Raw genomic sequence first — 21179 nt, 5'->3', positions numbered from 1 at the left:
CGAGGGCGAGGACACCACAGGCGATGGTGATCAGCGCGAGGGCGACACTCACGGCCGCTATGCCGTGCCGGGTGCGCCTCCAGGACGACGAGATCATCGGACGGCCGCCTTCGGGTGGGGGCCGGCCGCCTGGCGGTCGGGTGTTTGCGGCGTTGACGGCGTGGCAGCGCTTGGATGGTGCTCGCCGGGGGTGGTGCTGATAGAGGCGGTGATGCGGGCGATGCGGGGGATGACCGCTTTGACGCGGCCGGTGTTCTGCCTTGGGCAGGCCAGCAGGAACTCGCCCTCGCGGCCCTGGTGGCCGACGGGGGACAGACCGGTGGTGACCAGCCGCAGCAACTCCGGGTCCTTCGGGTCGAGTCCGACGAACTCCAGGCCGCGGCGGGCTCGCTCGCGATCGGCGGTGCGGGCGAGGGCGCGGTAGGCCATCAGGCCGCGGTCGGGACCCAGTTCGAGGGCGTCGTGGGAGGCGCCGAGCAGGCCGGCGCCGTGTTTGCGGCCGTCGTGGAGGATCTCGTGCACCAGGGCCGTGCCCTCGGCCGAACTGGTCAGCCAGTACAGCTCGTCCAACACCACCGCGGTGAACCGATCAGGGTCCGCGAACGCGGTCTGGCGGGCCAGCGCTGCGATCAGGTAGAGCACGGCCCGGCCGATCAGCGCTTCCAGCGGCTGCTGGTGCAGTACCTCGGGCTTGTCGAACGCGGCTTTGGGGGGAAGCGTCAGCCCGGCCGTGGTGATCACGATCATGTCGGTGCTGCTGGAGGCGTCCAGGCGCACCGGTGGCAGTCTCGGGTCGAAGACCATGCGTGCGAGCGGGTTGGTGGCGACGACGCGGATCAGCCCGGCGAGCGTGGCGGCCGCGTCCTGCCGCTTACCGGACCCCGTAGTGGCCGTCTGTTCCAGGACGTCCACGACCTGCCGCATGCAGGGGGTGTCGCTGGTGGCGGCTTGTTCGACGGCGTGGTGGAGGACTTCGCCGCTGGTGCTCATGGGGCCGATGCCGAGTTGGAGGGTGAGGTAGGACAGGGCGTAGTGGCGGCCTTCGGGTCCGCCGAAGATCCGCAGCGGGTCTATGGAGACTTCGGCCTGGGCGGCGTCGATGATCTGAGCACGGCCGTCGGTGGCGGTGCGGGCGAAGGCGGCCCACTCGCGTACGGGGGTGCGGTCGATGCAGATTGCGCAGCCTCCGCGCGCCCACACCGCCTCCGCGATCAGCTTCTGCAGCACGGACTTGCCCGCGCCGAGGTCGCCGACGATGCCCATGGAGGCGGAGGCGTCGACCTTGGGCGCATCCGCCACGTTGATCATGACGGGGCGGGTGGTGCCGCAGTCCAGGTCGATCCCGAGGAACATCCCGTTCGGGTCGCCGACCTCGCTTACGGTGAGGGCCCCGTTCAGGGCCCAGTCCTCCGAGACTTGGTGCTGGGTGAACTCCCGTACCAGGCCCGGCCGGGCGGTGCCCGGCAGGCCGAGCGTGAACAAGGTTTCTTGCAGGCCGGCCGGGCGCACGGCGCGGTAGTCGGCGCCCCCGAGCAGGGCAGCCAGGGCTCTCGCGCGGGCGTCGCAGACCGCGGCGGTGGGCCCCCACACGGTCAGGACCGTGACCGACTGCACCTCCACCTCGACCGACGTGCGGGACAGACGCGCATCGAGCTCGCCCAGGTCGCGGGCGGCGTCGGGCAGGGAGGCGGGCATGCCGGTGGGGCGGGCGTCGTACTGCTCGGCCTGGTCGATCAACTCGGTCTTCTTGCGCCGCACCTGGGCGCGGGCCTTCTCTGCGGACACGAGGGTGAGGTCGACGGTGTAGTCGACGGGGAAGTCGAGGGTCTCCAGCTGGGCGAACAGATCTGCGGCACCCTGGCTGACCGCGGGCGGGCACTCGGCCAGCGCGAGGTGCGCCTGATAGCCCACCCCCGTCTCGGACTCGACCTGCAGCCACCGCCGCCCCAGCGGCGAACTCGTCTTCAGCCGCCACCAAGTCCCGCGGCCAGAACGGGTGACCTGGCCGCCCGCGTCTGTGAGTTCGTCGGCGTTGTCGAGCGCCGGGTCGATGCCGCCCTCGTGCAGGCGGACCTGGCCGAGGTCGGCATAGCTGGGGGAGCACAGGACGCCGTCGCGGATCTGCCCGTTGTACAGCTCGCTGTTCTCGGCCTCGGCCAGCAGCGGTTCGGGCAGGCCGCGGTGCAGGGCGTGCTGGACCATCCACACGACCTCCGCCGGACGGGCCGGACGCAACACGATCCCCCCGGCGAGCGCGGCCTCCACCCGGGCGGCCTGCTTGCGATACGCCATCACCTCGCGCCGCGCCACCGGCACCGGGCGCAGGCCCAGCTTCGGAGAAATCTCCGCCCACACCCCGCCCAGCTGCGCCGACACCTGCAGACGGGTGGCGTCCGTGCGTAGGGGCACGGCCAGCCACAGGGTGCGGCGGTGCATCTCCTCCTGGTCCAGCAGGTCCAGCGTGGCCTCGACGCTCTCCACCCACGGATGGGGCCCGGCACCGGGGCCGTGCCCGGGAGCTTCGATGCCCTCGATCATCTTGTGGGCGATCTCCCCCGGGTCGACCTGTGCACACAGTCCGAACAGACGCGGGCTGCCGGACAGCGAGCGGACCAAGTGGGTGACGTGGGCGAGCTGTTCGTCGCGGACCGCGGCCGGCACGTAGGTGCCCTGGACACTCTCGGCGTGCTGTCCTTGCGTGTCGGGACCGGGGCGCAGCCGGTAGAGGGCCCAGACGCTGCCCTGCGCCGACCACACCAGGTGCCCGGCGATGTGACGTATCGGCACCCTCACCGCACACCCCCGGACTTGGAGAGTGCGCGCAACTGCTGCACAGCCGACACCGGCCGCACCCCAGCCGCAGGACCCGCAGGAGCGGTCCGGACCCCGCAGCCAGGCAAAGACGGACGTCGTACGGCGGCCTTGCTTCGGCGCGGCCCCCGCGCGGACGCCGCAGCCGCCTCCAGCGATGCGGCCGATGTGGCAGGGGCGGACTCCGCCTCGATGGTGAAGCTGCCGAGCAGCGCCTGCGGCACGCGGTCGCGGGCGGCCCGCCCGCCGATCCGCCCTCTCCGCGGCTGCCAGCCGAGCAGCACCCAGCCCACAGCGGCCTGGACCGGGGCGCGCCCCCTCATCTTCGGACGGCGCACGGTCCAGACGGCCAGGACCCAGGCCGCGACCGGCACCGGCCCCATCCACGACCACCAGCTGATGGTCTTGACCAGGAGCAGGCCACCGCCGACCGCGACCGCGATCTGCGCCGGGGTGTACGGCCCGAGGGGGATCTTCCAGTCGGCGACCTTGCCCAGCACCCACGGGTGGCGGCGGGCCGTGGTGTAGAAGCGGCCCACCCGCGCCGCAGCCGCGCTCACAACGAGCCTCCGTCGCGCGGCGCTTGTGCGCGGGAGGCTGTGGGGTCGACCTGATGGACGAAGCCGGGGATGGCGGGGGCGCCCTTGGAGGGGTTGTTCACCTCGTCCTCGAACATCCTCGCCAGGCTGTCACGCGAGTTGTACAGCCCGAGCGCGATGATCATCAGGAGCAAGGCGCCGATCCCGGCCTTGAGACTGAATTTCTGGATCATGATGACGACCACCAGGCAGACCAGGCCAGCCTGCAGGCCCTTGGTCGCCCACTCCTTGAACATGTTGATCCAGCTGTCACCGAGATCGCTCAACTCCCCGGAGAGCATCAGACTGTGGACCGTGTTCACCGGGCACCCCCGTCCTGCGCGGTCCCGGATTCCAACGCCGTGATCTCCCAGCGGCCGGAGCGGGCCTTGAGGGCGAGTTCGTACGCCAGCGGCCAACGCCCGCCCCGGTCGCGGGCCTGAATCGACGCCAGGACCCGGACCGTGGTGCCGTCCGCCGGGACACGCTCAGCAGCCGCTACCGTCTCGGTGGCGGATATCCGCTGCACTGTGGCCCCTTGGAACGGGGCGGGGGAGACAGCGCTGAGCCTTGTGCCAGGCGCGAGGTAGCGCTCGACCTCGCCGGCCCCGGTGAGGTAGGCGCCGAGGAACCGCCCGATGGCGGACGTCAAGTCACCGGCCGGAACCCTCACACCGTACGGCGACTTCGCCATCGGGGCCCGGCCTGGTCCGGCTACCACCCCCGGCGCACCGGTGACGGCGAACGAGGTACCCGGAGCATCGGCGGCAATCGGGACTGCGTAGTAGCGGACCGTGCCGTCGGCGTACTGCGCGGCCACCGTCACCGACCACACGCCCCTGGCGCGCTGCGCACTGCGCAGCGCGGTCACCGACGCGGGCGCTGGCTGCGCAGCCGGCGTCTCGGGCACCTCGACGCCGGGCGCCATCGACTGCGCAAGCCGCGCCTGCGCACTCGACGGATCACCTGCCGTGCTGCGCAACCATGAGCCGACGAACAACTGCGCGAAGCCCGCCGGATCCGCTACAGCGGCGGCCGTCGTGCTGCGCAACGGCGCGGGCCCCGCCGGGGTGGCCGCCTTCACCGCGGGTGCGCTGGAGGCGACGGCGACCGCCAGGGCGACGGGACCGGAGGCGATGACGCCCCACAGAGCGACGCGCGAGAAGCGGACACGCCGCCGCATCGCCTCCAGCCGCGCGCCCCCGGCCATCGGAGCAGCAGCCGCGCCCGGCGAGGCCTGCATGCCAGAAGACATGGTCGAACTCCCAGGTCAGAAGAGTTGATTGCTGACCTCGAGGAAACCCGCCGACCCCCACCACACCACCCACCACCAGACCCCCACCACAGTCACGAACAGGACACAAAACCCGTGGTGGGGCTCGTGGTGGGCCCACCCATACCCCCACCACGCCGCGCGGACGTCGCCCGACGGGGGCAACGAGTGAGGGGGCGGCAGTCATGTGAGGCGGGAGCTGCCCAGGAGAAGGCGTGCGCAGTGGTTGCGCGGACCATCCAGGCTGCGCACTCGTTCGTGCCCGCATGGTGGGCTGGGGGCCTCGTCGTGCTGCGCAACTCCACACCCCGGTTGCGCAGTCCGGATGGGGCCGGTCTCCCGCACGGGCGTGGTGGGGGTGTGGTGGGCCCCACCACACCCCCACCACGACAGCTGGTCGGCTCTGGCCGGTCCCCATGCCCGGGCGCGGGTCCGTGTCGGTGCCGAGGGACATAATGCGGCTGTGGATCTGAGACCTGAGTTGCTGCCCCCGCCCGTGGACCGGCAGCGGTTGGATGAACTGGCTACCGAGATCGAGCGCATCGCCGACCTGCTGACGTCCCGCCCCGAGGCGGCAGACGAGGCGATCGCGGCCTTCAACGCGATGACGGGGCACGCCTACGAGGCGTTCGACTTCGCCGGGTACCACGGCAGCAGGAGCCTGGAGGACTTCGCGAACGAGGCGGCCCGGCCGGCGCGCCCTGTGGTGGCGGACATGTCCCGCGACGAACTCGTTGAGTGCGTCCGCAGACTTATGACGGCCACCCCGGAGAGCGGCTACTACCTGCGGCTCCTGGAAACGAACCTGCCGCATCCCCGGGTGAGTGACCTGGTCTTCCACCCGTCGGACGCCCTGAAGGATGCCTCTGCCGAGCAGATCATCGACGAGGCCATGAAGTACCGGCCGATCGCGCTGTGACCTGACCGGTGGGGAGGCTAACTGGCCGCGGCCTGCCGACCGACGGCCCTCAGAGGAGCGGGGCCTGCAACTCGTCGAGGGTCGGAAGCCCCGGGTCACGAACGGGCTGGCCTATGTCGGATGACCAGCTGGGACGCCACTGTTCAACGAAATCTGGGAAGTCGTTGCGCAGATATCGGGCATCGGTCGGCTTCAGCCGGATCTGTTGACGGCTGTCAGCCCACCATATGTCGAAATCGGCCACGGTGCCTTCCACTGGCCACGCCTCGCACGCCTCTGGCAGCAGCAAGACGTCGACAAAGCCTCCGACGCTCAGGCCGATGTCCACGAAGATCCCGATCGCACCAGGTCGGGGAACCTTCACCACCGTTCCCTCGAAGACCTGTCCAAAGCGCATTTCCCTCCGCATCCGAGCCCACTCGTCATCTGTCACCACGAACGAATCATCGCAGCCTCAGCGGCACGGCGCTGGGGTGATGCCGCCGGGCTCCTTGGTCCTCGCCGCCCTCCAGCACCAGCAGCTCTACGACCCCGCCTTCCCCGCCCGGTGGCGCCGCCGGGTCCTGGCACGGATCGCCCGACGGACCGCATCCGCGAAATCGGGCGCACTCGCCGTGGCCGACGCGTCCGGCGTGGACACCGCCGACATGACAGGCGAGCAACTGTCCTTCTGGCTCACCCCGTACGAGCAGGGCGACCTGTCCCGGACCGAGGCCCTGGCCAAGATCATGGTGCGCTCGGCCCGCCTGGATGGCGCGTGGTCGGTGTGGCCCGCCAGCTGGACGGAGGCCCCAGACCTCCTTGAGGATGCGGCGGCGACAGTTGCCGCCGTGACGGCCGCCTACCTGACGAACGCCGAGGTCGAGGCCGCCGACCCCCGCCACTCGATCGCCCACCTCGCTATCCGGTGGGAACTTCGGGCGGGCGCCGGACGGGCGGAGCGGGACGCGGCGGCCCGCGACCGGGCGTTCCGCGACTTCGCCGGGGCCATCGAGGTCGTCGCCCGCGCCTTCTACCTCCGGGCCAGCTTGGGCGATGCGGGCTCGGCAGCCAGGGACAGCCCCCGGATCTGACGCACCCCGAGCGGCACGATCGCCGCCGCCGCGAACGTGACCGCGTCCCAGGCAATGCCCCACCCAGGTCCCACGGCAGCCACCAGGACACCGCCCACGGCCGGGCCACCGACCTTCACCGTGTTCTGCCCGATCTTGAGCAGGGCGTTCGCCGAATGCCGCAGCGGGCCGGGAACGACCTCGACGACAACCCCGGAGGCGGCCGGGGTGAAGAACGCGGACGCCGCCCCGCACACCGCCGACATCACCACCAGATGCCAGACCTGCACAGAGTTGAGCCACAGCAGCATTGCAGCCAGCGCCTCGGCGCCCGCGCACACCACGTTCGCCCACACCATGACGCGGGCCCCGGACCACCTATCGGCGACCACCCCGCCGACCAGCAGAAGAAGGATCTGCGGACCCATCCCGGCCGCCGTCCCCGACCGGGACGACAGCCACCGCAACGTCCACGACGCTCTCACCAACGCCCAGGGCACCACCCCCTCCTCCGCAGCACCCGCTCGGGGATGGATGCGCCCCAGTCGGGCGGCGGCCTTGAGTTCTACCGCGGGGGCAGAGCGCCGGTGGGGTCGTTGACGCCGAGGATGAGCACGTGATGGCCGACCGATTCGATGATGTCGTCGGTGACCTTTTCGACGTCGAGGCGCAGCCGGATGCGGCCGGCGCCTTCGCCGTTGGTTGCGAGGTCCGCTTCCAGCTCTTCGTCGAAGCGGTCCAGGGCTGCCTCGGCCGCAGAATAGTCGGTCAGACCCCGGGCGAGGAGCTGCCCCGTGGCGGTGTCGCGGAGCTGGTAGCTGGGCATCACATCGTCCTCTCGCTGACGGTGTGTTCAGGCCGTGGGGCCGGTGAGCTTGGGGCGGGCCGCACTCACCGCGCGCGACCACACGTCGGGGCTGCCGCCGTGCTCTCGGGCCAGGGAGGCGGCCAGCCCCCGGACATCGCCCCGCTCGCGCAGAGCGCCCAGGGCGATCTGCGTGCGCCGGTCCGCCTCCGATGGTGCGGGCGCGGGGCGGTGCGCGTTGCGCACGGCGTACTCCCAGGACCGCTGCGGCCCGCCGTACTGCTCGCTGAGCTCCGCGGCCAGGCTCGGGCGGTAGCCGTGGCGCTCGATCGCCTCGGCGGCGAACCGCTCCGCGAGCTGGGAGGCGGTGAGCGGCTCGCCGCCGGCGCGGGCGCTGAGCTCGGCGGCGAGAGCCTCCTCGAGGGCGGAGGGGCGCCCGACGGGCGCCTTGGGCTGCGGCCCGGGCCGGCGGCCGGCCTTGCCGAGCTTGTCGCCAGTGCGCTCGCGGTCGAAGGCCTGCAGGTCGCCGACGCGGTAGCCCGGGATCATGCGGCCGGTGGGGCCCTCGACGGTGCCGACGGAAGCCGGGAAGTAGCCGGGATTCGCCTGGTGGTACTTGCGGATCACCGAGGGCCCGCTGAAATTCAGCAGCCGGGCCGCCTTGTTGATGGAGACGACATCCTCGACGCCGAGCTCGTACAGCTCGGGATCGGCCTTGAGGACCTTCCTCTTCTTCTCCGCCTGGAACCACGTGTAGAAGGTGCGGAACTGCTGCTCGTCGTAGAAGTCCGCCCCCTCGATCCGCTCCTTCTCCGGGTGGCGGTGCTCCTCGGGCTGCTCGTCGCGCACCTTGTACCAGCGGGCCGCGGTCCCCACGCTGGCGCCGGTGAACTCGCGGATCCAGTCGCGGTTGACCACCGCGCGACCGCCGACGAGGCGGCGCTGCGGGTTCAGGGCCTTGGTCATCTGCGCTCTCCGGTTCCGGCCGCCGCCCTATACTGGGGGCTGCTCCTCTTGGTCCTCCGGCGCTCACGCGCCGGCGGGCGAGTTGAGTTGGTGAAGGTGGTCGGCGGGACGTTCGGCCGGGGTTGCCGCTCTGGGTCGACACCCCCTTACGGGGTGCCTTCCGCCGCCCACCGCTCTTACCGCTAGTTTCGCTTAATCAATATGGCGCTCTTGGTGGGTGGCTGTCAATCTCGCCGGCTCCCAGACCATGTCACAACCGGAATCGCCTGTGCGCGGCCCACTCCCGCTCGAAGTGCGGGACCTGCTTGTCCCGGACCTGGAACGGGGCGGTGACCATCAGTTCCTCCACGGCCGGAAGCCCTTCCCCACGTCGGTGGATCCACGCCCGCACCCGCCCGTAACGGTCGTCGACCTCCACGGGCACACCGTGCCGTCCTGAAACGCTGCGCAGCCGCCGACCGAGAACCGCTGCCCGGCCCACGTCCACGCGCTCCACCGAGCGCAGCGCCCGCCCGCGGCGCGTCGGGTCCGCCTTCGCGACCGGCAGGATCCGCCGCACGTGATAGAGCGCCCACGGGCAGGCGAGCTCCTCCTCGAAGGCCGCGAGGACGCGCCGGTCGGCGGGAAGACCCGGGTCGAACCGCTCCAGCAGGCTGGACCGCCCGAACAGCTTCGCCTTCGGATTGAGGCTCACCGACGTGTACTCCAGGTGCAGCACCCGGCCGGCGATGTCCGGGTGCGCACGCATCCGGTCCAGGTGCGCCGCCATAGCGCCCATGGAGATCGGGAAACAGCAGAACGTGCAGTAGCTCTTCTCCCACCGCACACCGAACCGCTCGTACAGGTACGCCTCGCACCGCTTGCGTCCCCCCATTGGACCAGGGGGGTACAGGCCCTGGCACTGGGGGTTCTTGCCCGCAGCCTGGTCGCGGACACTGCGGGGGACCTCGTCCGCGTTGAACCCCATCACCTGGCGGAAGGGCCGGTCGCTGATCTCCTGGGCGGTCAGTGTGTCGCCGACCTCGCCCTTGGCATGCAGGCTGTTTCTCTGTACTTCGTGAAGTCAGGTGAAGACCACCGGGCGAGAGATGCGGAACCTCAGGGCGACGTGCTTGCGTTCTGCGCCACGGCGATCTTGTCGAGTAGGCGCATGAGCAGGTCGGCGAGCAGCACGACTTCTGCGGCCTCGGTGGGATCTGCGAAGTCAACGCGGCGATGGCTCGCGGGGTTCTTGAAGGTCCCGAAGGCGCCCTTGAACAGCTCCATGAGGGCAACGGCTTCCCCAGGGTCTGCGGCAGGGTCCCAGAGCGGCCCTCCGTGGTCATTCGGATCATTCGCATTCTTGGGAGGTCGGAAGGCATCCGTCATGAGGGTCTTCCCGATGACGCTGTTGGACAGTCCTGCCAGCTCTCGGACGCGGACCTCGACCTCCTTCATGGCCATGAAGGCGGCGGCTTCGAAGTCGCCGCGCAGGAATTGCGGGCGGGCTTTAGCTTCGAGCACGGGGACCATCTGGATGTCGAGGCGCTGGACGGCCTGGACCCAGAGCAGTCCGCGGTCGAGGGCCTGGTGACCTTGTCGGCTGATGACGAAGGCGCCCTCGGAGTCCTGGTCTGGGTTCCAGACGATCAGGCCGCGGTTGATTAGCCAGGTCCATGCCTCGGAGAGAGCCTGGGCGACGTCCGTGCGTCCCTGATAGCCGTTCTTGGCCTTGAGCAGCCAGTTTCTCCAGTTCCCCTCGGAGTTGTCACGGGCGTCCTTGAGGACCCGCAGGGCAAGGTCATCGATGGGGAGGGCCAGGACCTCGTCGGCTTCGAGGGTCCAGTTGGTAAGCGGCACGAGTCTCCAATGTTCATGACGGGCTGGGTTCGGTGGCATCTGGCGTGCGGTGCCCGGGTCGGGCAGGGTGAGTTCCACGCGGTCGGCCGCGTCGAGGGCACCGGCGATCGCGGCGGCGACGGAGCGGGCCTGTTCGATATCTTCGACGTCGGCGTCTCCCAGCCTGCCGTCTCCCACCGCCTGTAGAAGCTCGTGGAAGCCGGGCTGTGAGCCGGCCGATGCCGTCTGGAACGTTTTCTACTCGGTTACCGCAATCGAGTGTCGGCGCGCCCAGGCGCTGATGTTGTCGCGCTGTTCCAACTGCCATGCTGCGACACGCAGCTCACCTGCTGCGGTGACGCAGTGGGCTTCAGGGATCCCGAAGGTGTGGACGAGATGATTCTCCAGGAGCGATGCAGCTTGCACCATTTCCATGCCGCTGTCCGCCAGGTCGTCGATCAGCGCGGTGACTTCGGCCTGCGCCGCTTCGGCGCAATGCGTTCCCGAAGGAAAGGGCGGCACCTGGACAACTGTCAGCAGGGAAGTCTCCCTGCGCGCAGGTTGTCCGGGCCGGCGAATGGGCCTGGGCGGGGCGTAGGGGTGGTCGTACATGCTGTGGACGAGGTCGACTTCGACAGTTGCTGTCCCGGTGGCTCCGCACCGGTCCCGCGCATGAGCGGACAGGAAGATCAGGGCTGACATCAGTCGGTGGGCGAGGACGTCCCCGTGCAGGGAACGGACTCGGTCCTTCGGATCCTCGTCCGTGTCGACCTGCGTCGGCAGGGGCTGTGCCCAGATACCTGACCCGTCGTCATAGAGGTGGGCCAGATCGCCGTCGGAGCGGTCGGCGCGCTGCTCCAGCGTCAGCCGGTGAGGGCCGACACTGACCTGCCGAAACACTCGTGCATAGGAGCCGATCAAGGGCTGGGCCGCAAGGATCTGTTCCTTGTACTCGGTGTAGGAACTCTGGTTGATCCGCATCTCGCCGGGCGCGTCCGGCACCACCGTCACCAGCAGGTGGGGGCGCTCGCGGGACAGCTCGTTCGTCACCAACCGTGTTTCGATGTCGCGTTTGTGCGTCGCTCGATTCGCAGTAGCGGTGAAGCGCTGGTGGTAGGCCGTGGCCACGTAGGTCTCTGACAGCCAGTCCGTCTGGCTGCCGGAGCGGCGTGGGTATCGCAGGACTGGGGCGTTTGGTTTCGTCGGCGGCACGGTGATGGCATGCGGCGCTTGTGGGCTTCGGGGGATGGTAATGAGCAGGAAGCCGTGCCCCGGATTGCCGGGGTTCTCCTTGATGAGCGGCTCCCACTGCACCGGCGGGGCAGTGGACGAGGCGATGCGCTGCCGGAGGTCTCGGATGTGCCGGTCGTCGAGGTCGACGTCGAAGGCACGGGATGGAACCCCCCGACTTTCTGCCATCCCGATGACGAGCACGCCACCGAGGTGGTTGGCCAGAGCTGCGACGTCCTTGGCCAGCTCTTCCCGGTGCATGGGATCGCCGCCATAGTGCTGCTGCTTGTAGTCGAGGTCTTCAGTTTCGATTGCTTCCTGGCGTCCGACAAGAGCGGCGATGTCGCCGTATCCAATCGTTTCCAGGCGACCGCCGAGGAGCGCCTCCAGTCGACGTGAGCGATAGACCATGGCTCTACGGTAAGAGGCGCCGTGGCTGGATGGATGCCAGTTTCGGATGCTGGCCAGCGTGGGCAGAGCGTCCTGACGGGGTGACGGTCAGCTTCAGGACAGCAGAGAGCCGCGTAATGTGGTGGGTGGCTTCGTGAGCAGGTCGGCCGATGACGGCGGCGAGGACGGGACCGGGCCAGTCGCCGTAGCCGATCAGGTGCAGGCGCGGCTCGCTCCCGGTGCGTGTCCCGTCCGTGGTGATGTGGCCGTGCCGACCGCGGAGTTGGAGTGCTGCGAGATGCGAAAGGGGCGGGCAGAAGCCCGTTTTCCAGATGATCGCGTCGGCCTTGGCTCGGGTGCCGTCCGTCCACTCGACGCCGCCTGGCGCGAGGCCGGTGAACATCAGGCTCGCCTTGAGTAGGCCGCAGTCGTGCACCTCGCGGACGGACGGGACAGCCACTATGCCGCCGAGGAGGCAACGCCGCCGCTGTCGGTGCGGCCTTGGTTGCGGGCACGGCGGCGGGCGGTGGCCGCGTCGAAGAGGGTGTGGCTGTCGATGTCGTCGGCGAGGTAGCGGGGCGGGCGCTGGGTGGCCCGGGTCAGCTGGGTGCGCGGGCGAGGCCGACGGTGATCTGGGTCCCGGAGTTGCCGCCGCCGACCACGATCACCCGGCGGCGTTGGATATCGAGCGCTGCCTCGCCGCGCGTGGCGCGGTGGAGACCGAGTCGGCGGCCGCGCCGCCCAGCCTGGTGACATTTGCAAGAGGGGCCTCTCAGCTTCCGGACGGCGGGCCCCGTTCGTCAGCCGGTGATGCGGGCCCGGGCGCGGTCGGCCTGGACGTGAACGGCATCGGCATGGGCTGCGGAGCGGACTTTCTCGGCCCATTCGGCGGCGCGGCGGGCCAGTTTGGCGAGTTGCTGTAGGTAGGTGTCCCTGTGCTGGCGGGCGCGGTCGCTCAGGGCCGCGTGTTCTGCGGTGAGTTCTTCGGCGGTGTACGCGGCGATTGCTTCCACGCCGTGGCGGTGGGTGAGGCGTCCGAAGGGGCAGGCATCTTCTTCCTGCTCGATGACGGCGAGGTGGGCGGCAGGCCAGCCGGTGGCTTCGTCGCGTGGGCCGAGCTGGATGTCGAGGACGCAGACTGCGTCCGGGTCGTGCAGGGCGTCGGCCTGGTAGCGGGTGTATGGCCGGGGTACGGTCCCGGTCTGGCGCTGGGTGTGCGTACGCCACCGGTCGGGGGAAGGGTCCTCCTGGTCCTGGCGGAGGCGGTGGAGGTAGGAGAGCAGGGTGGGCAGCTGCCAGGCGGGGGTGCCGAAGGGCGCGGCCGGCATGGCGAGTCCGGTCCGGGCGGTGAGACCGGTGTGGTTGACGACGGCGGCCTGGGCGACGAACAACGGGGTGCGCAGGCGGAGTTCGGAGCGGAGCATGGCAAGGCCTTCCGGGCGGGCGGCGTCGCAGCAGGAGAGGAGGGAGGGGCCCGGGCCGGACCGGCAGGTCCAGCCCGGGCGGGGGTCAGGCCGTGTCCTCGGTGCTCGGGCTGTCCGGGGTGTCCTCGGCGTCCTTGTCTGTCTGGCCGTCGGTGTCGGCCGCGTCCGGCTCGCCCTCCTGGTAGGGCTCGTCATCGACGATGGCCTGTTCGATGCTGGAGAGCGGGTAGCCGATCTGGGCGAGGAGCGCCAGCCAGGTGCGGGTGTCCTCGCGGATCTCCCGCAGCTCGTAAACGGCTGAGCGGGCGGTGGGGTCGGTGCGCCAGGTCCGCACCTCGCCCATCCGCTTCTCGAACGTCGCGGCCAGCACTGCGAAGTTGAGCAGGGTGAGCTTGGCCGGGGTCGCCGACTGGGCGCGCTCGGCGGGCTGGGGGTAGCCGGTCAGCTCCTTGACCAGGTCGCGGCGGGCCGCGTCGCCCACCCACTGGGCCACCGGTTTGGGGCAGGTCAGAAGCTGGTGGGTGATGAACGCGGCGAGCGGCTTGGGTGCGGTCTTGCGGCCGATCAGGTCCTTCAGCCAGGCCTGGCGGGCCTTCTCGGCGGCGCGGTAGGCCTTGTTGCCTGCCTTGACGTACTCGCGGGACGGCTCCGACGGATCGGCCTGCGGCGCCGTGACGGCCTGCTGTCCGCCGTCGCCGTCCGTCTCCGGGGCGTCCTCTTGGGGCGGGCGGTGGCCGAAGCGGTCCGGGTCGGTGCAGAAGTATTCCACCTCGCCGGGCTCGGCGGGGTTCTCGGCCCAGGCCGCCACGTGCCCGGGGCAGGTGGCGTGCGCCTGGGCGGTCAGCGGCTCGCCGTCGGGTCCGTCCAGCCGGTCGAGCGGTTCGGCGCTCGGCGCGAGCGGGTCGCCGTCCTCGGCCAGCCGTACCCCCGCCGCCTCCAGCTGCGGGCGGACGGTGGCCCGGGCCTGCCGCTCCTCGCGGTCGTCGCGCTCCCACTGGACCTGGAACTCGAAGCGGCCCGTGCGGTGGGCCTCCAGCAGCCGGTCCACGGCGCCTGCGTCGTCGTCGAACTCGCCCAGTACACCGAGCACTTCCAGGTCGAGGTCGTACGTTGCGTCCTCGGCGAGGACGGAGCGGGTCCGCTCGCCGACCGTCTTGGACGTCTTGACGGCGCGGGAGACGTCGGTGCGGGAGCGGCCGGTGAGCTGGGCGACCCTGGCCTGCTTCATGCCCGCCTGCACAGCGCCGAACAGGGCGTCGGACTGCTCCAGCTCGGTCAGGCCCCGGCGGTAGGCGTCGTCGTTCTCGATGAGCTGGTCGATGAAGTCTTCACCAGCCTCCCGCAGACGGGGGTCGAGCACGTACGCGGGGACCTCGATCGCGTCCTGCTCCGGCTCGGTGTCTTTGGTGGCGCGGGCGGCGAAGTAGCGCCGGTGGCCCATCTTCAGCTCGTAGGCGTCCTGGCCGAGGGGGAGGACGACGAGCGGGACCTTCACGCCGTTGGCGGCGACGGACTTGAGGAACTTGTCGTCGAGGTCGAGTTTCTGGCGGACGTTGTGCTCGTTGACGCGGATCTGGTCGAGTCGGAGGGTGACCCGCTGCATCTGTGAGGGTGCTGCCGTGTCGCTCACGTGTGCTCCTCGTGTGGTCGGTTGGTGTCGAGCAAGTTGCCGCTTGCTCATGAAATCAATTATACACCCATCTGGGTGTCGGTCAACAGCTTTTCCCGGTAATGCGGCAGAGGCTGTGTGCTGATCAGGTACGTCGCGTGGCCCTGGCGTGACGCAGGGCGGTGAAGAACGCCGCATGGCGTGTGAGGTGGTCCGCAGTCAGGGTCGGGGCGTCGTCCGGTCCTGCGGTCAGGGTGTCGAGTACGTCGCTGAGTTTCACGTAGGGGGAGCCGTCGGCGGTGCACGGCCCCTCGTAGCTTCCGATGCCGGGCAGGTGCGCCACGTAGTGCCCGGAGTGTTCGTGTACGGGGTTCTGCCACAGCTCGAACGCCGTACCGGGAGCGCGCGTCAGCAGGTGGGCGGCCAGATCGTAGGCGGAGCCGACCGGTACCTCGTCGGTCAGGTAGCGCGTCCCCAGGACGATGCCGTCGGCACCCTCCGTGTCGGGCTCAAGGCAGTTGTCGGTGATGCCGCGCTGCACGGCGGCTTCGTCCTCTTCGGGTACGGCGTACACGTACAGCTGGAGTGCGGAACGGTCGGACATGAGGTCTCCCGTGGGCGTGCAGGGTCTCGCGAAGGGGGAGAGGGGCGCGGGCGAGGCCGCGCCCCTGGGGCGGCAGAGGTCAGTCCTCGTCGGGCTGCATGATGGTGGCCACGGGTTCGCCGTGGTCGCCGGGTCCGATCGCGAACACGAGCTGGACCCCGCGCGCATGCCGGGCGCGCCCGTTGCGCGGCACCCGCCGCAGGTCGACGGTGACGCGGTCGCCGCCCCCGCTGCTGCGGCGGATCGCTGCGCGCGACATGAACAGGACGTCCCACAGGCGGCCGCGTTCGTCCTGCGGCACCTGCTGGGCGCTGTCCTCGTCGGACCAGGCCACGCAGTCCTCCCAGACGGCGCTCGTCAGGGCTACCGGGACACGGAAACCGGCCTCCTTGGCCAAGTCGGTGTCGACAGCGACCAGGGCGCCGTCGGCCAGGGCCCGGGCGCGGGTGTAGCGGTGGATCACTTCGGTCGGCTCGGCCAAGGGCACCGACCGCATGGCGTCGCGGCTCACCCCCTGGTCGTCGGTGACGGCCCCCTCGTGCAGGACGGAGTCGATGCGCAAGAGCATCCGGTCGCTGTCCGCGTGGCCCGCTCGGGAGACGTCAGGGTGCTGCTCGTCCGGAGAGGCATGGCCCAAGGCGGCGGCCTCCGGCGCTTCCTCGTCCGCGGCCCCGGGGTGTGCCGTGCGTGTCATTCCCTTCGCTGCCGTCCTGGCGCTGTCGCCGGTGTCTGTCTCGGCCTCGGCGGAAACCTCCTCGAACGGCTGGCGGGGCGGCTCGTGCGATGTGGTGACGGTGAGGCTGGCTGCGGTCAGGTCGGCGGCGACGGCGGTCATGAACGCGGTGTCGACTTCGCTGTCGCGGCTGCCGGGGACGTACCAGTACTGGTTCTGGCGGTGCCACGTGAAGCCATGCCGCTTCAGGACGGCGGCGGCACCGTCACCCCGACGCGTACCGGTGACCGTTGTCCCCTCCTCGGCGGTGTGCGTGAGGGTGGGCCCTTGCCCGCTCTCCTCGCGCTGCTTGGGGATGTGGGCCGCAACGGCGGGCCGGGCGGTGTGCTCCTGGGCGGCGGTCCAGCGCTGGGGCAGGACGACGTCGTACGCGATCTGTGCCGCCTGCTGAGGGGCCCCGTTCTCCCGGATGGTGTGCCCCTCGATGACGCAGGCGTCAGACCAGATGCCGTCGGCGGGGGCGGCGCCGTCGTGGGCGCTGGACCACAGGGCGGCTGCGGCCTTCAGGGCGTCGGCGGAGACGTCCTGGTGGATGTTGATGCCGTCGACCAGGGGTTTGCCAGTGGCTTTGCGGCCGTTGACGGTGACGGTGACCGTGTTGTGGGTGGGCTCGTACCGGTCCTCCTGGCCGCTGAAGGCCATGCCCTGCATCGGGCGGGTGAACTCCTCGACGTCGGCGGTGGAGGGGCCGTCGGTCCAGTAGACGGAGATCCACGCGCAGGCGGTGCCGGTGCCTTTGCGCACGCTGAACTTCACGCCGGGGAACGCGTTCTGCAAACGGCGCTTGAGTTCGGCGGCCACGTGCTTGGTCTCGATGTAGTCCATGTCCTGTCCTTCGGGTGCGAGTTGGGTTGGTGGCGGATGAGTTGCCGCTCATCTCTAAAATCAATAATACGCCCTCATGGTGTTGGGTCAACCCCTCGCGTGCATCAGTCGGCGCCGAAGACACATTCACTGTTGACGGTGATCCGGATCGGGATCGTGCCGTCCGGGCTGATCAGGTCGTTGGGTACGTCGCCGGTGTCGAGGTGGACGGACACGGTCAGGCCTTCGCCGCGCTTCCAGTAGGCGTAGACCTGCATGCCACCGGTCTCCAGGCACGGCAACGTTGAGCGGTCCTTTCGGTGGGGGTGCAGAAAGCGCGCACGGCGGTTCAGGATGTCTGCGCGGCGCTGGCTCATCCGCATAGCTGTACCTCTCCATCGGGGCCGGTCCCGACTCGCGGGGCCGGCCCGGGGGCGACTGGGGTGTGTCAGGACTGGAAGTTGGTGGTGGCCGTCGCCTGCTGTGTCTCCCAGGCTTCGCGCTCGGCTGTGCGGTAGGGGTCGACTCCGTCGAGGGTGAGCCGCGCAAGTCGTACGGCTTTCGCCTCGCCGGGGTGCTGCTCGGTGAACTCGGCGGCCCGAGCGTCGGCCTTGCAGCCCTTCGTCAGTCAGGACGCCAGGGCGTCTTGCGCGCCACGGCTGTGGCAGTTGCTGCCGAGCCTGACGAGCCGTTCGCCCTTCTCTCCTCCCAGGGCGGTGCCGACCACCACGCGCGGCATCCAGCGCGGCATGCGCGTTGAGGCACGCCCGGGTGTACGCGGAGCGGTAGCACGTGCCATACAGGTGCTCGGTCCGCCGGTCGTGGGCCTCCCGGAAGGCCTCGCCCACGCGCCCGTACTCGGCGTGCCAGGCCACCCACTCACGCGTGGGCACCGCGAACATGCCGACCAAATACGAGAACGCGTCGGCTGCAGGCTCCCTTCCTTCGCAGCAGGATCCGCCCGCCACGCTTTCTCCTCGGCCTGCCGCCGTGCGCGGCTACCGGGTCACCCTCGGGGGAGAGCAGGCAGTGGGCGCCGACGTAGTCGCGCCCGACGCACCGGGACGGGTACAGCGTCACGGAGCGGCGGCTTTGATCCGCGGGCGCAGCATGAAGGGGACCTCGCCTGCCCGGGTGGTGGCGATGGACGCGGAGACGGCCTCCGCCGTCACGGGCCGTGCGCCCGGCGTGCCGTACACCAGCATGGACAGGTCCGGGGCAATCGCCTGGGCGCGGGCGGCGGGCGCCTCGGCGGCCACCAGGTCCCCGGCGGCACGCCATGCGATGCCCTCGGCGACCTGCTGGCCGTACCGATGCAGCGTGGCGCCGCCCCAGCGCAACCCCTGGGCTGTAAGCCGCCACACGCAGCGCAGCACGGTTTCCCCGGCCTCCTAGCGGGCGGTGAGCACTAGGCACAGTCTGGGCTGCGCCTCGACGGTGACGGCCCATCCCGCTGCTTCCGCGCGGGCGGTGAGTCCGACCAGGTTGACGGGCCGTTGGGCGGTGGGGGCGGTGGGCGCCGGCACTGCGGCAGAAGGCAGGGCCGGCTCCTGGCCAAGAGTGGGCGTCGTGCTGGTGGCGGGGTGCGTGGTCGAGCTCAGGGCGGGGCTCTCCTGGTCGAGTTGGTGCCGGGTGAGTTGCCGCTCACATTGGGGGCAAGGCAAAGGGGGAGGCAAGGCGGTCCCGCCGGGACCGGTCGTCAACCAGCCCCGGCGGGTGGTACTCAATTGCGGCGGTTGGCGGGTCGGTTGTCCCGGGGCGCGGTGCAGGCGGAGGATCCGCCTGCCGGGTTCTGAGCCGGGAGTGGGACATGCTCGGCCTGCCGGTACTCAACTCCCAGGGGCAGCTCCAGCCGCGCGCCGGTGGTGGGGTCGACGCTGTACGCCTCCCGGATCTGCTCGGCGGTGAGCGGGCGAAGCCAGAACCTCCAGATCTTCCAGCCGCGCACTGACTCCGACCCGTCGCGGCCGTAGGTGCGCACGACCAGACCACCGCCGCCGCACCCGAGCATTCCTGCCGCGATCACGGCGCACACCCGCATCGCAGCGGCCTCGTCGATGACGACGGTGTCACCGATCAGCGCGAGCTGCTGGACCTCGGTCAGTTCGCCGTGCGGGGCGGCTGCGCTGACGACCATGTGGTGTTCCCCGTCACCGAGAACGCTGTCCAGGAGAGACAGGTACGCGTCGGCGGCACGGTCAAGCAACGCGTGCGCCGTGTCGGCGGCGCTCATCACCTCGTGCGTCACGGGCTCGCCGGTGGGTGTGGGGCTCCACCGCATCTCATCGATACCGAGCTCTTCGGCCTGGTCTTCGTGTGCCCCGTCGAGGCTCCGCCGGATGTGGTCCTGGTACTCGCTCATGTCCCCTGCCTTGGGTGGTTGAGTTGGTGTCGAGTGAGTTGCCGCTCACTATCAAAATCAATAATACACTCATACGGGGAGTCGTCAACCCTCAACCACCCACCGAACGTGGCGAGTTACGGCGACCTCAGCGGCGTCACCCTCGTACGGAAGAACGCGTTCCGGGCGACGCTGAACGTTGCACGCCTGCTCTCGCCCGTACTCTCACGCTTGCCGTAGATCTCAACCTCAGTCAACGCACCATCCTGGTAAGCCGCCCGCAACACGGTGCCCTCCCACACCTCCGGCCAGGGCCCGGAGCTGTGCACGCTCCCAGACCGCGCGTGGGCGACCAGACGCGCCATGGGGCGGCGCTCGACGCGCACCCGCTGACCCCGGACGATACGCCCTGTACCGGTCATGCCGCCCCCTCCCCAATGCGCTGTCCCTCCAGGAAAGTGGGGCGACCGCCGGCCGCCCCACCCGGGCGCGTCAACGCCCCCGGCCTGCCCGCTGCTCCTGCGCGGCCACCCTCAGCTCGTTGATCCCATGGCGGGCGTGGTCACTCCGCACATGCCTGGCCACCTCGTCGGCGGAAGGGAGGCCGAACCCTCCGTCGCTGGCGAGTACGTCGTACGCCTCGCGCCACCCGCGAACCTGGCACTCGACCGCGCTCCGCGACGCACACGCGATCGTCAGACCGCCGACCGTGACTGACAGTGCGCCAATCCCATTGGGGCTTACTGCCGCGCTGCGCGCCCGGACCTTGGCGCGCCGGGGCGCATCATCCAGAATCACGAACGAGTTGATGGTGAGTTCAGGTTCGAGCATTTCGCCTGCGTCGACTTGCTCGGGAAAGATCCTGTCGAGCATTTCGATTGCCTCACACCAACCTTCCCACCAAATTCGCGCACCGACAGGATGCCGAAATTCGATGATGACTGTAGGGATCTTGAGGAGAGGAATGAGCGTCAGACCGATCGAAGCGTCCGTGACGTGCGCTCCCGAAAGGTGGACTGTGAGTCGGCTTACCGCGTCAACGGGTCCCGCCTGTGCGTTCAAGAGGACTCCTTGTGTTGGTGATTGAGATGCAGTCAGGTTGCCGCCTGGCTACACAATCAATAATACACGAATCAAGCGGTGGGGGACCTCAAAACACCGAACCCCGGTATCTCTCGGTTGCGCGGGCGCCCGGACCCCTGCGTGATCTCCTGCGCTATCCCCTGAACAATCTCTTGATCTCGCCTGATCAACTGCCTGGCATCGTGCCTGGTCACAAGCCCATTCGCCCGTGGTCGGGGTGCCGACATCCCCTCTGCTGCCGCTCTCCCTGCCCGAATGAGAGAAAAGGGTGGGGCGGGCATGGGCTGCGCGGCGGCCTCGGGGATCGGGGGCGGGCTTCGTGGTTGCGCGTCGGCGGAGCCTCCGCGCGGCCGCTTGCGCGGCCCACACGGGCCCATAGGGCCCCGGGAGGGCGCGGGGGGTAGCCACTTGCGCGGGCGAATCCCCACACGTGACAGTGGGGTTGTGAGTAAATTGAATAGGCTAACGGGATATCAGAACAGCAAAACAGGGATGAATCACACAGATTTGACGAGCCGTCAAATCTACAGAGAGCCAGAAAGTAACCTTTCCCGAACCCAGCAGCCAGACGGAGGAATTCGCGGAGCGAATTCCGCAAGGCCGAATTGCGGAGCAATTCGAGCCCCGGCCAACGGAGTTGGCCGTAATTCCGGCGAAGCCGGAATTTAGCCGCGCGGAGCGCGGCATCTCTTCCGCCGCGTAGCGGCAGCGCGTCGCGTCTGCGGAGCAGACCGCGCGC

General features: G+C 69.8%; 21 protein-coding genes and 1 pseudogene. 2 read left to right on the top strand and 20 right to left on the bottom strand.

The genetic code is table 11. From position 1 onward, the window contains the following. Nucleotides 1–93: 93 nt before the first annotated feature. The 4 genes from IE252_RS41180 to IE252_RS41165 are packed head-to-tail and all read right to left on the bottom strand — an operon-like array spanning nucleotide 94 to nucleotide 4644. The gene (locus IE252_RS41180) at nucleotides 94–2793 is read right to left on the bottom strand and encodes an ATP-binding protein (protein WP_190094649.1); all 2700 of its coding nucleotides are present in this window, start codon (nucleotides 2791–2793) and stop codon (nucleotides 94–96) included. Continuing rightward, nucleotides 2790–3371 (bottom strand): hypothetical protein, encoded by a 582-nt coding sequence (locus IE252_RS41175; RefSeq protein ID WP_190094648.1) that lies wholly within the window; start codon nucleotides 3369–3371, stop codon nucleotides 2790–2792. Before IE252_RS41175 ends, IE252_RS41180 begins: the two co-directional genes overlap by 4 nt. Beyond that, nucleotides 3368–3712: a hypothetical protein gene (locus tag IE252_RS41170; RefSeq protein ID WP_190094647.1), complete on the bottom strand. Its 345-nt coding sequence runs from the start codon at nucleotides 3710–3712 to the stop codon at nucleotides 3368–3370. The genes IE252_RS41175 and IE252_RS41170 overlap by 4 nt, the downstream gene beginning before the upstream one ends. Next, a complete protein-coding gene (locus IE252_RS41165) occupies nucleotides 3709–4644 on the bottom strand; it encodes a conjugal transfer protein (RefSeq protein ID WP_190094646.1) in 936 nt (311 codons plus the stop codon). Before IE252_RS41165 ends, IE252_RS41170 begins: the two co-directional genes overlap by 4 nt. A gap of 481 nt (nucleotides 4645–5125) precedes the next feature. Here IE252_RS41165 and IE252_RS41160 point away from each other — a divergent pair, with 481 nt between their 5' ends. Next, nucleotides 5126–5581 (top strand): bacteriocin immunity protein, encoded by a 456-nt coding sequence (locus IE252_RS41160; protein ID WP_190094645.1) that lies wholly within the window; start codon nucleotides 5126–5128, stop codon nucleotides 5579–5581. Between the two features lie 49 nt (nucleotides 5582–5630). On the opposite strand, the gene IE252_RS41155 is transcribed toward IE252_RS41160, so the two are convergent. After that, nucleotides 5631–6017 (bottom strand): hypothetical protein, encoded by a 387-nt coding sequence (locus tag IE252_RS41155; RefSeq protein ID WP_190094644.1) that lies wholly within the window; start codon nucleotides 6015–6017, stop codon nucleotides 5631–5633. A 40-nt stretch (nucleotides 6018–6057) separates the two neighbouring features. Between IE252_RS41155 and IE252_RS41150 the strand changes: the two genes are divergently transcribed. Continuing rightward, nucleotides 6058–6654, top strand: a complete 597-nt coding sequence (locus IE252_RS41150; protein ID WP_190094643.1) for a hypothetical protein — start codon at nucleotides 6058–6060, stop codon at nucleotides 6652–6654. Here the strand turns inward: IE252_RS41150 and IE252_RS41145 are convergent. From IE252_RS41145 to IE252_RS41075, 15 genes and pseudogenes are all read right to left on the bottom strand, one after another. Next, the gene (locus IE252_RS41145; protein ID WP_229849136.1) at nucleotides 6594–7133 is read right to left on the bottom strand and encodes an MFS transporter; all 540 of its coding nucleotides are present in this window, start codon (nucleotides 7131–7133) and stop codon (nucleotides 6594–6596) included. The two genes, IE252_RS41150 and IE252_RS41145, sit on opposite strands and share 61 nt — an antisense overlap. Nucleotides 7134–7198: 65 nt before the next feature. Beyond that, a complete protein-coding gene (locus IE252_RS41140) occupies nucleotides 7199–7459 on the bottom strand; it encodes a hypothetical protein (RefSeq protein ID WP_190094642.1) in 261 nt (86 codons plus the stop codon). 27 nt (nucleotides 7460–7486) lie between these two features. Then, nucleotides 7487–8404 (bottom strand): hypothetical protein, encoded by a 918-nt coding sequence (locus IE252_RS41135; RefSeq protein WP_190094641.1) that lies wholly within the window; start codon nucleotides 8402–8404, stop codon nucleotides 7487–7489. A 250-nt stretch (nucleotides 8405–8654) separates the two neighbouring features. Beyond that, a complete protein-coding gene (locus IE252_RS41130) occupies nucleotides 8655–9278 on the bottom strand; it encodes a hypothetical protein (protein WP_190094640.1) in 624 nt (207 codons plus the stop codon). Nucleotides 9279–9502: 224 nt separating this feature from the next. After that, entirely contained in the window at nucleotides 9503–10420 is a 918-nt protein-coding gene (locus tag IE252_RS44475; RefSeq protein WP_190094639.1) for a TIGR02391 family protein, read from the bottom strand. A 60-nt stretch (nucleotides 10421–10480) separates the two neighbouring features. Further along, entirely contained in the window at nucleotides 10481–11863 is a 1383-nt protein-coding gene (locus tag IE252_RS41120; protein ID WP_190094638.1) for an AlbA family DNA-binding domain-containing protein, read from the bottom strand. 106 nt (nucleotides 11864–11969) lie between these two features. Further along, nucleotides 11970–12528 (bottom strand): annotated as a pseudogene (locus IE252_RS43755) (pyridine nucleotide-disulfide oxidoreductase); the annotation flags it as partial. 114 nt (nucleotides 12529–12642) lie between these two features. Further along, complete coding sequence (locus tag IE252_RS41110) at nucleotides 12643–13266, bottom strand: hypothetical protein (protein WP_190094636.1); 624 nt, start codon at nucleotides 13264–13266, stop codon at nucleotides 12643–12645. Between the two features lie 85 nt (nucleotides 13267–13351). Next, entirely contained in the window at nucleotides 13352–14896 is a 1545-nt protein-coding gene (locus tag IE252_RS41105; RefSeq protein ID WP_190094635.1) for a ParB/RepB/Spo0J family partition protein, read from the bottom strand. 124 nt (nucleotides 14897–15020) lie between these two features. Then, a complete protein-coding gene (locus IE252_RS41100; protein WP_190094634.1) occupies nucleotides 15021–15479 on the bottom strand; it encodes a hypothetical protein in 459 nt (152 codons plus the stop codon). Nucleotides 15480–15558: 79 nt separating this feature from the next. After that, on the bottom strand, nucleotides 15559–17037 hold the full coding sequence (locus tag IE252_RS41095; RefSeq protein ID WP_190094633.1) for a DUF6573 family protein: 1479 nt from the start codon (nucleotides 17035–17037) through the stop codon (nucleotides 15559–15561). A gap of 104 nt (nucleotides 17038–17141) precedes the next feature. Beyond that, nucleotides 17142–17393, bottom strand: a complete 252-nt coding sequence (locus tag IE252_RS41090; RefSeq protein WP_190094632.1) for a hypothetical protein — start codon at nucleotides 17391–17393, stop codon at nucleotides 17142–17144. A 699-nt stretch (nucleotides 17394–18092) separates the two neighbouring features. Next, the gene (locus IE252_RS41085; protein ID WP_190094631.1) at nucleotides 18093–18380 is read right to left on the bottom strand and encodes a hypothetical protein; all 288 of its coding nucleotides are present in this window, start codon (nucleotides 18378–18380) and stop codon (nucleotides 18093–18095) included. 359 nt (nucleotides 18381–18739) lie between these two features. Continuing rightward, nucleotides 18740–19378, bottom strand: coding sequence for a hypothetical protein (locus IE252_RS41080; protein ID WP_190094630.1), 639 nt, complete (start codon nucleotides 19376–19378; stop codon nucleotides 18740–18742). Between the two features lie 471 nt (nucleotides 19379–19849). After that, entirely contained in the window at nucleotides 19850–20419 is a 570-nt protein-coding gene (locus IE252_RS41075; protein WP_190094629.1) for a hypothetical protein, read from the bottom strand. Nucleotides 20420–21179 lie beyond the last annotated feature (760 nt).

The organism is Streptomyces melanogenes (genome assembly GCF_014649795.1).
GTDB classification, from domain to species: Bacteria; Actinomycetota; Actinomycetes; order Streptomycetales; family Streptomycetaceae; genus Streptomyces; species Streptomyces noboritoensis.
Note: the sequence above shows the minus strand (reverse complement) of the source record. Positions and strands in the feature narration are given on the sequence as shown.